This window comes from Gordonia sp. N1V (assembly GCF_029269935.1).
Classification (GTDB): Bacteria; Actinomycetota; Actinomycetes; order Mycobacteriales; family Mycobacteriaceae; genus Gordonia; species Gordonia polyisoprenivorans.
Window position 1 is genome coordinate 254,027 of the sequence record NZ_JARJDD010000005.1, and the last position, 14,052, is coordinate 268,078.

The window sequence follows — 14,052 nt, forward strand, 5'->3', positions numbered from 1 at the left end:
TACGGCGCGAGTTTCAGCGCAGGGCCGCGGTCAACGGCGGCACCACCTGCTTCTTGCGGGAGACCACTCCCGGCAGGTGTGCATGGCCGTCGACGACGGTGACCGAGAAGGATTTCTCGACCGCGGCGACGGGTTCGCCGACCACGAGGAGTTCGGAATCCCCGCGGAGCACGTCGGTGACGAACAGCAGCAACAGATCGTCACCCGCCCGGACGCGCTCGGTCTCCATGGCCGCGAGGAACTCATCGCGCCGGTCGAGGACCTCGGTGGGATCGGTGCTCGAGATCTGTGACAGACGCACCTGCGTGGTGCCCAGCGTGTAGCTCTTCGCGTCCCGGTCGATGAGTTCGGCGGCTCCGAGATCGCCGAGTGCGGCGCCGGCACGCAGCAGTGCGTCGCCGTAGGTGTCGAGGTCGATCCCGGCGATGCCGGCGAGTTCGGCCGCGACCCGACGGTCGTCATCGGTGGTGGTCGGGGAGTGCAGCAGCAAGGTGTCAGAGATGATGGCCGACACCATCATCCCGGCGATCGCGCGGGGGATCGGCACCTCGTTCTCCGCGTACATGCGGGCCAGGATCGTGCAGGTGCATCCGACGGGTTCGACCCGGAAATACAGCGGGAGGACCGAGGTGAAGTTGGCCACGCGGTGGTGATCGACCACTCGCAGCACGGTCACCTCATCGATGTCGGCGACACTCTGCTGCCGTTCGTTGTGGTCGACGAGCATCACCTGATCGGTCTCCGGCCGTGCAAACTCGATGACCCGGGGCGCGCCGAAGGCGAAAGAGGCCAGCGCATGGGCGGTTTCGGGATTCGGCGGGCCGAGCGCGACCGCCTGGGCGTCGGTTCCGAGTGCCACCTCGAGTTCGGCGAGAGCCAGCGCCGACGCGATGGCGTCGGTATCGGGATTGCGATGTCCGAAGACGAGAACCGTCATGCCGCCGTCCTCACGGTTGCCGGGGGTGTGCGAGGCGAACACTACGCGGATCGCCGCGCGCGGGGGCGGGGCCATTCGATTCCCAGCGTGCGTCCACCGGCCTCCCAGCTTCGGTGTCCACCCTTGGTGTCATGACCTCTGCGACCCTTCCGGACACCGAGGTGTCCGATGCCGGAGACGAACCGACGACCGACATCGGACCTTCTCGCACCGCGCCGACGTGGGCACGATGGCTTGTGCTGGGCGCCCTGGTGGCCGTTGCGCTCGGCGTGCGGTGGCACTTCCACTCGATGGAGACGATGGATTACCGGGCGTTTCTGTCGCGCTGGTACGAGACCCTCGACACACAGGGCTTCGGGGCGTTCAAAGAGCAGTTCGCCGACTACAACTACCCCTACCTCTACCTGATCTGGTTGCTCACCGTCGTCCACGCTCCGACGCTGATCGGCATCAAGGCACTCTCGGTGACCTTCGATCTCGTCCTGGGCTTCTTCGCCTACCGGATCGTCGCCCTGCGCACCGATCGATTCACCCTGCGTGCCTTGGCTTTCGGCGTGATCATGTTCCTCCCGTCGGTGATCGCCAACAGCGCGTGGTGGGGTCAGGCCGACGCGATCTATTCGGCATTCGCGGTCGGTGGCATCTACTTCTTGCTGCGCGCGCAGCGCGTGGGCATCACCCACCGGGCGTATGTCCTGAACTCGTTGTGGGCGTGCACCTTCTTCGGACTGTCGTTGTCGTTCAAGCTGCAGGCGGTCTTCGTGCTGCCGATCCTGGCGTGGATGCTGCTACGCGGCAGGTTGCCGTGGTACACCCTCGCCGCGATTCCCGCGGTATTCGTCGCCGCGGTGCTTCCCGCCGTGGCGGTCGGCGCCCCGTGGTCCGATGCGCTGTCGGTATATCTGCACCAGACCGACTCCTACAAACAACTCACCCTCGGGGCGGCCAACCTGTACCAACTGATCCCGATCTCCGGCGACGCCACCTGGCTGGCGCGCCTGGGCATCGGACTCGCCGCGGCGATCATCGTGATGTTCCTGGCGTGGTCGGTGTGGAAGAAGCCGCCGGTGACGCCTGCGTCGATCCTCGTGGTGGCGACCGCGTCGGCGGTGATCGTGCCGTTCCTGCTGCCGGCGATGCACGACCGGTACTTCTACCTGGCAGAAGTGCTCAGCGTGATCATGGCGTTCTACCTGCCGCTGCGCTTCGTGATCATCCCGATTCTCATCCAGGCCGCGGCGATCGGTGTGTACCACTCCTCACTGAGCGGGGATCAGGGGCAGGGCTTCGGTGCCGGCCGCGGTTTCGGTGGTCAGGGTTCCGGGGGTGGCCAGGGCTTCGGGGGTGGTCAGGGCTTCGGCGGGGGTCGGGGCTTCGGCGGTGGCCAGGGCCCCGGTCGAGAGCACGGCTTCGGCGGCGGATCGGGCGGCGGATGGCACGGCGATACCGGTGGTCAGCCCGGAGCCGGGGCACCGGGTGGTGGTGCCCCGGGCGGCACCGGAGCAGGTGCGCCCGGCGGACACGGTGGCTCCGGTGGTTACACCTCCGGGCGAGGCGACACCGCACTCGGCATCTACGCGTCGATGATGGGGCTGGCCGCGCTCGGGCTTGTTTGGGCGGTGGCCGACACCCTGCGGCGAGCTCGCGGAGCGGTCCTCGGCCGGTGACCGGGGTCACCGGATTGGGTGTGATCACCGCTCGTCGGCGATGATTCTCTCGTGCCGACAACCGCCGATCGTCGTACTCCCGACGCCGTCCTCTGGGACATGGACGGCACCCTGCTCGACTCGGAACGCCTGTGGGACGTCGCCGTCGCCGAGCTCTCGCTGCGACACGGCTATCCGATGACCCCGGAGCTGCGGGAGTCGACGCTGGGCAACTCTATGGACGACGCACTCGACAAGGTCTACGACGCCGCCGGACTCTCGGCGGCCGAGCGTGATCATGCCCGCGACGAACGCTGGCTGCTCGACCGGGTCGCCGAACTGTTCGCCGACGACCTGCCGTGGCGACCGGGCGCCCGCGAGACGCTGGAACTCGTCGCCGCGGCCGGTATCCCGATGGCACTGGTCACCAACACCGTCCGCGAACTGACCGAGCTCGCCCTCGACACCCTCGACCGGCGGTTCTTCGCCGTCACGGTGTGCGGCGACGAGGTCGCCACGGGCAAGCCGGCACCGGATCCGTATCTGCGGGCGGCGGAGCTCCTCGGGGTCGACGCCCGCCGATGCCGCGCGGTCGAGGATTCGCCGACCGGGACCTCGTCGGCGACCGCCGCCGGGTGCACGACGCTCGTGGTGCCCTCGACGGCGCCGGTTCCGCCGGGTCCGCTGCGGGAGTTCCGGACCTCGCTCGTCGGGGTCACCCTCGCCGAACTCGAAACAGCCCACGTGCGAGGATAGGAACTCGTGAAAACCTTCGACGAGCTGTTCGCCGAGCTGACCGACAAGGCGCAAACCCGGCCGGCCGGCAGCGGAACCGTCGCCGCCCTCGACGCGGGCGTGCACACCCTCGGCAAGAAGATCATCGAGGAGGCCGGCGAGGTGTGGCTCGCCGCCGAGCACGAGTCCGATGAGTCGCTCGGTGAGGAGATCTCCCAGCTCATCTACTGGTTGCAGGTGATGATGATCAAGCGCGGTCTCTCGCCGGCCGACGTCTACCGCCATCTGTAGGTCGCGCCCGATCCGGCGCGGCCCATCGCCCGTCATCCCCTCAGCTCACCAGCTACCCCTGGAGTGATCATGCTGCGAGTCGCAGTACCCAACAAAGGCGCGCTGTCGGAGTCGGCGGCCGCCGTCCTGGCCGAGGCCGGCTACCGCAAGCGGACCGACAGCAAGGACTTGACCGTCCTCGACATCGCCAACGACGTCGAGTTCTTCTTTCTGCGTCCCAAGGACATCGCCATCTATGTCGGCGCCGGGACCCTCGACCTGGGCATCACCGGCCGCGATCTCGCGCGCGACTCGGGCGCCGAGGTCGACGAGGAGCTCGCCATGGGGTTCGGCAGCTCCACCTTTCGCTATGCGGCGCCCGGCGACCAGGAGTGGACCGTCGCCGACCTCGCAGGCAAACGGATCGCGACGTCGTATCCGAATCTGGTCCGTGCCGACCTGGCCTCGCGCGGACTCGAGGCCGAGATCATCCGCCTCGACGGAGCGGTCGAGATCTCCATCCAGCTCGGCGTGGCCGACGCGATCGCCGACGTCGTCGGATCCGGACGGACGCTGCGTCAGCACGGACTGGCCGCATTCGGTGAGTCGCTGTGCGACTCCGAGGGCGTGTTGATCAGTCGTGCCGGAACCGACACCGACAAGCGCGCACGACAATTCGTCAAGCGTGTGCAGGGCGTGGTGTTCGGTCAGCAGTACGTGATGATCGACTACGACTGCCCCCGCGGCAGCATCTTCGACCAGGCGATCGCGCTGACCCCGGGCCTCGAATCGCCGACCGTCTCACCGATGGCCGACCCGGACTGGGTCGCCGTGCGCGCGATGGTACCGCGCAAGAGCCACCAGAACCTGATGGACGAACTCTCCGAACTCGGTGTGCGGGCGATCCTGGCCTCCGACATCCGATCCTGCCGGTTCTGAGCCTTACGGGCGTAGGCCGCCGGTTGCCACTCAGCGCCCGTCGAGCAGTACCGTCTGCGCGGACCGTCCGATGAATCCGTCCGCGTCGTAGAGGTCGGCGAAGGTCGCGCCGAATCCATCGGAGCCCGCGGCCATCTCGGCGTCGATGCCGAGCCATTGCCCGGACGGCACCGCCGAGAAATGCACGGTGGTGTCGGTGTTCATCCACGTCCACTCGTCCGGACGCAATCGGGTGCCGAGGCCGTTGGCGACGTCGACGACGGTCATGATCGATTGCAGATCGGAGATCTTCTCCCCGGCGACGAGTTCGACCGCCGGCCGTAGCCAGACCGCCGGTGTGGCGCCGAGCCTGCCCGTGGTGACCGCCGACTCCGTCGAGCCGATGAATCCCTCGGTGCCCCAGTCGACCCCGAGTGAGCTATCCGCGGTGACGCCGACCTTCACATCGATGTCCTCGGGTGTCGGACGCAGCGGCGACTGGGGACGCACCGCGATCGTCGAGGTGTCGTGGGCGCGCAATCGCCACGCCACCGCCCGGGCCACCGGACGATACGAGCCGTCGGGTTGGACGACCTCGAGGTCGGCGGCGACCATGCTGATGCGGCGGCCCGGCCGGATCACCTGCGCCCGAACCCGATTCATCTCGAGCCCGACCGCACCCAGGATCTCGGTGGTCACTCGGGTGAAGTGCATCGACGTCTCCGGCGCCGCGTGCTCGAGCGCCCGCATCAACAGTCCGGTGGGAGGACCGCCGTGCTGGATGTCCGACGACCACGGACTGATGGTCGCCGACGTCGGTCGAAAGTATTCGAACCCGTCCGAACCCGGACCCTCCGGAACGTAGTAACTGGTCTCCACGACCACAGCCTATGTGAGTCGGCATAGTCCGCTCCGGGGTGGGTACAGGCCGGGAGTCGAAGTCGGTTGAACGATCGCAACTGTTCGTCCGATCGGATGAATCTTCGTGGATTTGCACCGAGTTCGACCGGTCAAACGTCCAGGATGAACTTCGTTCACCACCGTCGATCCGAGCATGTTGATCACGAACAGCGGGCAACATGACTCATTGATGGGAGCCCTGGTGGATCCGCGACGTCCACGCGGTGATCGATCGAGGGGAAGACGTCTTGTACGGAGTACGAAAGGCGGTCGCGAGTACGGCCGCCGGATGCGCGCTGTGTCTCGGTGCGGTCGTACCGATGACCCTGTCGGCGACCACTGCCGCAGCCGGTGCCGGAGTCGACGGCACCATCGCATGGCTGGAAGACCAGGGTGTCGTGCGCGCGGCAACACCGGACGACTGTCCGGTTGCGCCCGCAGGCGACTCATCCGGCGATCAGTCCGGGGCCACGACCCCGATTCCCGATCCGTGTCCCGATTGGCTGTCGGTCGGCGACCCCCATGCCGACCGCTCCGCGATCATCGTTGTCACACCCGGGACCGACGACGGCACGCTGTACCCACGGATCAAGGGCATGCGCGCCGGGCGCGAGACCATCGTCATCGACTATCCCGAAGCACTTGCGCCACTCACCTCGGGACGGTCCGGCGCAGTGCTCCCGATCTTCGCGCCGACCTACGACCAGTCGCGCGATATCGCGGTGGCCAACAATCTGACGGTGATGCGAGAGTTTCAGAAGCTTGCGCCCACCGCGCCCCACGTCGTCTACACCGGCTACTCCCAGGGCGCCGAAGCGCTGGGCAACGCTGCCGAACAGGCCGTCGGCTCGGGCTCGATCGACACGGCCAGCTCGCACATCATTCTCATCTCCGATCCGCGCTCCCCGTGGGGGTTGAAGGCCTGGGCCGCCGAGCAACCGCTGGTGGGGGCGTTTTTCGAGGCGTTCGGTGCGGAATCCAACGGTGCTCGCGATCCGGGCGCGACGGGTGACCAACTGCCGGTGACCTCGGTGATCGTGGTGGGTGATCCGGTCGCCAACTTCCAGTGGGTCTGGTATCGGCCGGTGAGTTCGCTCCTCGTCGACGCGGCAGGCTTCATCACCATCCACTCCGGCATGGGCGCCGACAACTACGGGGACCTGATCGACTACAGCCAGGAACCGACCACGCTGTACAGCCAGGACGGCAACACCACCTACCTCGTCTATCAGCCTGATCACCATCCGTTGACGATGCTGGCGATGCTGGTCAACGACGAACTCGGGATCGGCTACGACACCGCCGACGTCGCGCGCTGGGACAAGGTCAACAACGCCTTCTATCCGCTGCAAGGCCCCGCCGTCGACAACGCGGCCGTACCGGTCGTGATCAGCCCGGACCAACGCACGGCGTCGTCGCCACAAGCCCGGACCGCATCCGCACCCGACACCGCGGCGCCGCTGGGTGACACCGCGCCACCGAGCCAGCCCGCGCCACCGAGCCAGACCGCACCGCTGAGTCAGGCCGTCGCGCCGAGCGAGACCACTGCACCCCAACAGGATTCGGCGCTCACTGCACCGACGACCGCCGGGCGACATCGAGCACCCGAGGCGCCCGGCGGCGACCAGACGTCCACCACCCAGACGGGAACCACCCAGACGGGGAGCGCCGGGACGGGGGAGCAGTCCCCGGCCGATCAGCCCGAACAGGGCGGGGGACGGCACCGCCTGCAGGGCAGTGGTCGGCACGCCGACACCGTGACCTCGGGTACGACAGGGACGGCAACAACAGGCACGGCCGACGCAACTGACGGGGGCTCAGGTGACGGGGGCTCAGGCGACGGCGCTTCGGGCGCCACCAACGCCGGGTGATCTGACACACCACCCGGCCGAGCGTCGGCTCAGGCCGTGAAACCCGGTGGTGGACCGGGGTATTCGGGAATCTCGCCGCCGAACTCGGGGCACCGTTCGTGATGTTCGCAGTACCGGCACAGGCGTGATCGACGCGGCCGGAAGTCGCCGGAGGCGACGGCTGCCCGGATGGCCCGCCAGATCGCCGACAACGTGCGGCCGAAACGCTCGAGCTCGTCGCGATCGGGGGTGTAGGTGAGCACCTGCCCGTCGGACAGATACATCAGTTGCAGACGGGCGGGGACCACCCCCCGAATCCGCAGGATCGCCAGCGCGTAGAACTTCATCTGGAACAGCGCCTTGGCCTCATACGCCTCACCGGGCGCGCGACCGGTCTTGTAATCGACCACCCGGATCTCCCCGGTGGGTGCGATGTCGATCCGATCGATGAAACCGCGCATGAGCACGTCATCGGCCTCGATCTCGACGTGTTCTTCCACCGCGGCCGCATCGAAGGCCGTCGGATTCTCCATCCGGTAGTAGTTCTCGATGAGTCCGTGCGCCTCGGCGAGGAAGGCCTCGTGATCGCCGGATCCGATCAACTCGGCCAGCGTCGGATCGGCCTCGCACAGCGCCGCCCAGGCCCCCTCCACGAGAAAGTCCGCGGACTCCTGGGTGCGCAGTGACGCCGGCATGTCGAAGAGGTTCTCGAGTGCGGCGTGGACGACGGTTCCGCGGGTCTGGGCCTTCGTCGGTGTCTCCGGGAACCGGTCGATCGCACGATAGCGATAGAGAAGCGGGCATTGTTTGAAGTCGGCGGCACGAGAGGGTGACAGAGCCAACGGCCGACCGACGAGACCGCGCCCGGAGCCCGGCGCGGACACCTCGTCCGGGGTCGGGCCGCCCGCGGCCGGGGCGGGTGCAGCAGTGGCCTGGGTGGACCCGGGAGAAACTGTGGTCGTCACATTTGGCAGGGTAGGGCGCGGCTGTGACAAACCCGAGTACATCGGCGACAAACGCCGCGAGCGTCGGTGACAAGCGCCGCGCGCGGTGGGGGACCACATCCTCGACAGTGGAAACGTCCTGCCACAGTAGACAACACATGTAACACCAGCCCCGAGAGGAACACCCCCATGCTGCGCGAGAGCACCACCTGATGGCGTCGAGTGGCGTGTTCGTCGTCGGGGACCGGGTCCAGCTCACCGACGCCAAGGGCCGCAAGTTCACGGTGATCCTGGAAACCGGGAAACAGTTCCACACCCACCGCGGTGCGATCGCACACGACGACCTCATCGGCGCGCCCGAGGGGAGCATCGTCGCGGCGACGAGCGGAACCGAATACCTGGCGCTCCGTCCGCTCCTCGTCGACTACGTCCTGTCGATGCCCCGCGGTGCACAGGTCATCTACCCCAAGGATGCCGCGCAGATCGTGACCGAAGGTGACATCTTCCCCGGTGCGCGAGTGCTCGAGGCCGGTGCCGGGTCCGGTGCGTTGACCTGCTCGTTGTTGCGCGCCGTCGGCGAGCGTGGCGAGGTGACCTCGTACGAGATCCGCGAAGATCACGCCGAGCATGCCCAGCGCAATGTCGAGACGTTCTTCGGCGGCCATCCGGCGAATTGGTCGCTGGTGATCGACGATCTGGCGAATATCGCCGTCACCGAGCAATTCGATCGCGTCATCCTCGACATGCTCGCGCCGTGGGAGCCGCTCGATGTGGTGCGTTCGATCATGAAACCAGGCGGAGTCTTGACGGTTTATGTGGCGACGGTCACGCAATTGTCGCGTGTCATCGAGGCGCTGCGCGACCAGGAGTGCTGGACCGAGCCTCGGGCCTGGGAGTCGCTCGTACGTGACTGGAGCGCGGTCGGCCTCGCGGTCCGGCCCGAACACAAAATGCAAGGACACACCGCGTTTCTGATCACGGCACGACGATTGGCCGAGGGCACCACCACGCTCCGGCCGCAACGGCGCCCCACGCGGGGCTGAATCCGCGCACCGCCGCGCCGGAAACATCGCTAATACGTTGCGAAGACGCACATTTAACACACCATCAACATCTCTCCTCGCACAGTGCACGGCGATTCTTCTCTCCTGCCGGTAGCGTGGTGTTACGGCGCAAGCGCTCCATTGGGAGCGATTGCCGGGGAGAGGAGTCAGTAATGACCGAATCTGATCGCCATGAAGCCTCGGTGGAGAACACGGGCAGCAATGACCCGAGCGAGTCCACGCATGCGCGCGACGTCGACCCCGCGCGTACGCGCGACGTCGACCCCGCGCGTACGCGCGACGTCGATGCGGGGGAGACGTTCACCCCTGCCTACACCCCGCCTCTGGCCGCGGCGCGTGCGGAACGGGAGCGCTCGGCGTTCACCCGGGCGTCGGATCCGAAGGATCTCCAGGATCGCGTCGACAACCTCACCGCCCGCAACGCCAAGCTCCTCGAAACCCTGAAAGAGGCGCGTCAGCAACTCGTCGCCCTGCGCGAAGAGGTCGACCGGCTCGGACAGCCCCCGAGTGGTTACGGCGTGCTGCTCGAGATCCATCCGGACCAGACCGTCGACGTGTTCACTTCGGGGCGCAAGATGCGCCTGACGTGCTCGCCGAACATCGACACCGAGGTGCTGCACAAGGGTCAGACCCTGCGCCTCAACGAGGCGCTGACGATCGTCGAGGCCTGCGACTTCGATTCGGTCGGCGAGATCAGCACGCTGCGTGAGGTTCTCGGTGACGGCAACCGCGCACTCGTCGTCGGGCACGCCGACGAGGAGCGCGTGGTGTGGCTGGCCGAGCCGTTACGTGGCGAGGTCGACGGCGAGGACGGCAAGCGTCGCAAGCTGCGCCCCGGTGACTCCCTGCTCATCGACACCAAGGCGGGCTTCGCCTTCGAGCGCGTCCCCAAGGCCGAGGTCGAGGATCTCGTGCTCGAGGAGGTGCCCGACGTCGGCTACGAGGACATCGGTGGCCTCGGTCGGCAGATCGAGCAGATCCGCGACGCCGTCGAGCTGCCGTTCCTGCACAAGGATCTCTTCCGCGACTACGCGCTGCGTCCGCCCAAGGGTGTGCTGCTCTACGGTCCTCCCGGCTGCGGTAAGACGCTGATCGCCAAGGCGGTGGCCAATTCGCTCGCCAAGAAGATCGCCCAGGTGCGCGGCGACGACGCCAAGGAAGCCAAGTCCTACTTCCTCAACATCAAGGGCCCCGAACTACTCAACAAGTTCGTCGGCGAGACCGAGCGACACATCCGCCTGATCTTCCAGCGGGCCAGGGAGAAGGCGTCGGAGGGGACCCCGGTCATCGTGTTCTTCGACGAGATGGATTCGATCTTCCGGACACGTGGCTCCGGTGTCTCCTCGGACGTGGAGACCACCGTGGTCCCGCAGCTCCTCAGCGAGATCGACGGTGTCGAAGGCCTCGAGAACGTGATCGTCATCGGTGCCTCCAACCGTGAGGACATGATCGATCCCGCCATCCTGCGGCCGGGACGACTCGACGTGAAGATCAAGATCGAACGTCCCGACGCCGAGTCGGCGATCGACATCTTCTCCAAGTACCTCACCGAGTCACTACCGGTGCACGCCGACGACCTCGGTGAGTTCGGAGGCGACCGGACCGCATGCGTCAACGCGATGATCGAGAAGGTCGTCGAGCGCATGTATGCCGAGAGTGATGAGAACCGCTTCCTGGAGGTGACCTACGCCAACGGCGACAAAGAGGTCATGTACTTCAAGGACTTCAACTCCGGTGCGATGATCCAGAACGTCGTCGACCGGGCCAAGAAGTACGCCATCAAGTCGCAATTGGACACCGGCGCACCGGGTCTGCGGGTGCAGCACCTGTTCGACTCGATCCTTGACGAGTTCGCCGAGAACGAGGATCTGCCCAACACCACCAACCCCGACGACTGGGCCCGGATCTCGGGCAAGAAGGGCGAGCGGATCGTCTACATCCGAACGCTGGTCACCGGCAAGAGTTCGGGCGCGAGCCGCGCCATCGACACCGAGACCAACACCGGCCAGTACCTCTAGGTCGACACCGGTCCGGGACCGGCTCGGCGCTGCCCACTCCCGATTCGGGAGTGGGCAGCTCTCGTCCGACCCCCACCTGTCTCGTCGGCACCTTTCGCCGACACCCCCGATTTGTCCGTCATGCACACGACGAGGCGGGGACGGGTGGCCTCGGACGCATTAGAGTCTGTCGGTGATGAACAGCAGCGTCTCGATGATCCCCGGCCGGCTGACGGTCGCCGGGATCACGCACCGACTGGGCGATTCGCCACGGGTTCGTATCGGCCGTACCCCCGACAACGACGTCGTCGTGAACCACCCGCTGGTCTCTCGGCATCACCTGTCGATCGAGTGGCGGGGGACCGGCTGGTGGGCTGTCGACGCAGGCAGCACGAACGGCTTCTTCCATGGTCCGCAACGGGTGTCCGAACTGCCACTGACCGGCGGCGCGGGCTTCCGGCTCGGTGACGCGACCACCGGCCCGCTCGTCGAGGTGGCGCTCGACGCCCCGCCGGCGGCGGGCCCCGCCGGGCAGCCGTACGGCGCCGTCGCGCGGCCGGGTTCGCCGGTCCCGCCTCCGCCGCAACCCCCACGACGCCCACCTCCTGCCCCGCCCGGCCCGGCGGGATCCGGTCCACGACCGGTCGCTGCAGGTTCTGCTCGGATACCGATGCGTGTGCCGGCGCCCGGCTCCTACGAACCCGGGGCGGTCGCGCCGATGCCCGCCGAACTCGCCGATGCGCCGCACCTGCAGGCACTCAAGCAGAACGTCTCGGCGATCTACCAGCTGCCCGGACGCGCCGAACGTCCGGGCCGCGAGACGATCTCGCTGGCCGGCTCACAGTCGATCGGCCGCACCCCCGACAACGACATCGTCGTCAGCGACGTACTCGCCTCGCGCCATCACGCCCGGGTGCTGTCCCGACCCGACGGTCTGTACATCGAAGACCTGGGAAGCGTCAACGGTACCTATGTCAACGGCCAACGCGTGCAACGGGTTCGGCTGACCGACGGCAATGTCGTCACCATCGGCAACAGCGACTTCGTGGTGTCCGGCGGAAGCCTGATGCGCGGCCAGTCCCAGGATGTGGTCGCCGGTGGCCTTCAGGTCAACGGTGTGAGCCTCGTCGTCGACGGGGGTAAGAAACTCCTGCAGGACGTCGAGTTCTCGGCCCGACCCGGATCGCTGACCGCGGTGATCGGCCCCTCGGGTGCAGGCAAGTCGACGGTCTCGCGCATCGTCGCCGGGCTGAACTCGCCGACCAGCGGGCGGGTCACCTTCGAGAACCGCAGCGTCCACGAGGAATACGACTCGCTGCGCACCCGGATCGGCATGGTGCCGCAGAAGGACGTCCTGCACCACAAGCTCACCCTGCGCCAGGCCCTGCGCTATGCCGCCGAGCTGCGTCTGCCGCCGGATTTGTCGAAAGCCGACCGCGACAACGTGATCAACGGTGTGCTCGCCGAGCTGCAGCTCACCGAGCACGTCGACACACGCGTCGAGAAGCTCTCCGGCGGCCAGCAGAAACGCGCGTCGGTGGCGATGGAACTGCTCACCGGGCCCTCGCTGCTGATCCTCGACGAGCCCACCTCCGGCCTCGATCCGGCCCTCGACCGCCAGGTGATGTCGACGCTGCGCCGCCTCGCCGACGCCGGCCGCGTGGTCCTGGTGGTCACCCACTCGCTGACCTATCTGTCGATGTGCGACCAGGTGCTGCTGCTGGCGCCGGGCGGAAAGACCGCCTACTGCGGACCGCCGACACAGGTCGGTGCCGCGATGGGCACCTCGGACTGGGCGGAGATCTTCGCCTTCGTCGCCGATGCCCCCGACACCGCGCACATGCGCTATTTGCAGGGCAGACGAGCGCCGACACCACCACCACCGCCGCGACCGCCGGGGCCCCCGATACCGGTGCCGCAGACCAGCTTCACGCGACAGTCGAGCACGATCGGTCGCCGGCAGATACGCCTGATCTTCGCCGACGTCGGCTACCTGGCGTTCCTGGTCCTGCTGCCGGTGGTGCTGGGCCTGCTGACGCTGGTCATCCCGGGCAGCGATGGATTCAACGCCAAGATGGCCGCCGACCCCAACCTGATCCCGCCGCGTCCGGCGGCCAAGGACCCGGTCGAGGCGGTGCAGATCCTCGTCGTGCTGGTGGTGGGGGCGGCGTTCATGGGTGCGGCGTTGACGATGCGCGACCTGGTCGGCGAGCGCGACATCTTCGAACGCGAACGGGCGGTCGGGCTGCGACCGGGCGCCTACCTGTGGGCCAAGGTGGTGGTGTTCTTCTGCACCGCGATGCTGCAGAGCGCGGTGATGGTCGCGATCACCTTCGCCGGCCGTGGGCTGCCGCATCTCGGTGGTCCGCTGGTGCCGCCGCCGGTGGCCCTGTTCGTCGCGATCGCCGCGCTGGCGTGCGTGTCGACCCTGGTCGGTCTGGCGATCTCGGCGGCGGTTCGCTCGCAGGAGCAGGCGATGCCACCGCTGGTGATCATCATCATGGTGCAGTTGGTGTTCTGCGGTGGCCTGTTCGCGCTGGACAAGCCCGGCCTACAACAGCTCTCGTGGATCTTCCCGTCGTACTGGGGCTACGTGGCGTCGGCGGGCGCAGTCGATCTGCCCACGATCAATCCCGACGCGACCCAGAAGGTCTCACTCTGGCAGACCTCACCCGCTCACGCCGGACTGGCGTTCGGGGTGCTGCTGGTGATCGCGGTGATCCTGTATGTGTTCACCTATTCGCGTCTGCGGCTCAAGAAGCGCTGAGCCGCAGACGCGGGGGTCTCCGAG

General features: G+C 67.4%; 11 protein-coding genes. 8 read left to right on the plus strand and 3 right to left on the minus strand.

Annotated features, from left to right (window positions below; translation table 11 throughout):
- Positions 1–13: 13 nt before the first annotated feature.
- On the minus strand, positions 14–937 hold the full coding sequence (locus tag P3L18_RS09290; RefSeq protein ID WP_276113968.1) for a manganese-dependent inorganic pyrophosphatase: 924 nt from the start codon (positions 935–937) through the stop codon (positions 14–16).
- A gap of 131 nt (positions 938–1,068) precedes the next feature.
- On the opposite strand from P3L18_RS09290, the gene P3L18_RS09295 reads away from it, so the two are divergent.
- The 4 genes from P3L18_RS09295 (at position 1,069) to hisG (ending at position 4,527) form a co-directional block, all read left to right on the plus strand.
- Complete coding sequence (locus tag P3L18_RS09295) at positions 1,069–2,604, plus strand: hypothetical protein (protein ID WP_276113938.1); 1,536 nt, start codon at positions 1,069–1,071, stop codon at positions 2,602–2,604.
- A 51-nt stretch (positions 2,605–2,655) separates the two neighbouring features.
- Positions 2,656–3,339: an HAD family phosphatase gene (locus P3L18_RS09300; protein ID WP_079929705.1), complete on the plus strand. Its 684-nt coding sequence runs from the start codon at positions 2,656–2,658 to the stop codon at positions 3,337–3,339.
- 6 nt (positions 3,340–3,345) lie between these two features.
- Entirely contained in the window at positions 3,346–3,609 is a 264-nt protein-coding gene (locus tag P3L18_RS09305; RefSeq protein ID WP_006370149.1) for a phosphoribosyl-ATP diphosphatase, read from the plus strand.
- A 69-nt stretch (positions 3,610–3,678) separates the two neighbouring features.
- Positions 3,679–4,527 (plus strand): ATP phosphoribosyltransferase, encoded by an 849-nt coding sequence (hisG, locus tag P3L18_RS09310; protein WP_026920137.1) that lies wholly within the window; start codon positions 3,679–3,681, stop codon positions 4,525–4,527.
- 30 nt (positions 4,528–4,557) lie between these two features.
- Here the strand turns inward: hisG and P3L18_RS09315 are convergent, their stop codons facing one another.
- Positions 4,558–5,391 carry a thioesterase family protein gene (locus tag P3L18_RS09315; protein ID WP_276113939.1) on the minus strand — a complete coding sequence of 278 codons (834 nt, stop codon included), beginning with the start codon at positions 5,389–5,391 and terminating at the stop codon, positions 4,558–4,560.
- 263 nt (positions 5,392–5,654) lie between these two features.
- Here P3L18_RS09315 and P3L18_RS09320 point away from each other — a divergent pair, with 263 nt between their 5' ends.
- Positions 5,655–7,277: a PE-PPE domain-containing protein gene (locus P3L18_RS09320; RefSeq protein ID WP_276113940.1), complete on the plus strand. Its 1,623-nt coding sequence runs from the start codon at positions 5,655–5,657 to the stop codon at positions 7,275–7,277.
- A gap of 29 nt (positions 7,278–7,306) precedes the next feature.
- On the opposite strand, the gene P3L18_RS09325 is transcribed toward P3L18_RS09320, so the two are convergent.
- Positions 7,307–8,221: a RecB family exonuclease gene (locus tag P3L18_RS09325; RefSeq protein WP_276113941.1), complete on the minus strand. Its 915-nt coding sequence runs from the start codon at positions 8,219–8,221 to the stop codon at positions 7,307–7,309.
- Positions 8,222–8,412: 191 nt separating this feature from the next.
- Between P3L18_RS09325 and P3L18_RS09330 the strand changes: the two genes are divergently transcribed.
- From P3L18_RS09330 to P3L18_RS09340, 3 genes are all read left to right on the plus strand, one after another.
- Positions 8,413–9,243, plus strand: coding sequence for a tRNA (adenine-N1)-methyltransferase (locus tag P3L18_RS09330; RefSeq protein ID WP_006370154.1), 831 nt, complete (start codon positions 8,413–8,415; stop codon positions 9,241–9,243).
- 173 nt (positions 9,244–9,416) lie between these two features.
- On the plus strand, positions 9,417–11,282 hold the full coding sequence (gene arc, locus P3L18_RS09335; protein ID WP_276113942.1) for a proteasome ATPase: 1,866 nt from the start codon (positions 9,417–9,419) through the stop codon (positions 11,280–11,282).
- A gap of 193 nt (positions 11,283–11,475) precedes the next feature.
- Complete coding sequence (locus tag P3L18_RS09340) at positions 11,476–14,028, plus strand: FHA domain-containing protein (RefSeq protein ID WP_006370156.1); 2,553 nt, start codon at positions 11,476–11,478, stop codon at positions 14,026–14,028.
- The last annotated feature ends 24 nt before the right edge of the window (positions 14,029–14,052 follow it).

Excerpts from the sequence above, each read along its gene's own strand:
- P3L18_RS09290 (WP_276113968.1), bottom strand. The coding sequence starts at position 937 with ATGACGGTTCTCGTCTTCGGACATCGCAATCCCGATACCGACGCCATC.
- P3L18_RS09295 (WP_276113938.1), top strand. The coding sequence starts at position 1,069 with ATGACCTCTGCGACCCTTCCGGACACCGAGGTGTCCGATGCCGGAGAC.
- hisG (WP_026920137.1), top strand. The coding sequence starts at position 3,679 with ATGCTGCGAGTCGCAGTACCCAACAAAGGCGCGCTGTCGGAGTCGGCG.
- P3L18_RS09330 (WP_006370154.1), top strand. The coding sequence starts at position 8,413 with ATGGCGTCGAGTGGCGTGTTCGTCGTCGGGGACCGGGTCCAGCTCACC.
- arc (WP_276113942.1), top strand. The coding sequence starts at position 9,417 with ATGACCGAATCTGATCGCCATGAAGCCTCGGTGGAGAACACGGGCAGC.
- P3L18_RS09340 (WP_006370156.1), top strand. The coding sequence starts at position 11,476 with ATGATCCCCGGCCGGCTGACGGTCGCCGGGATCACGCACCGACTGGGC.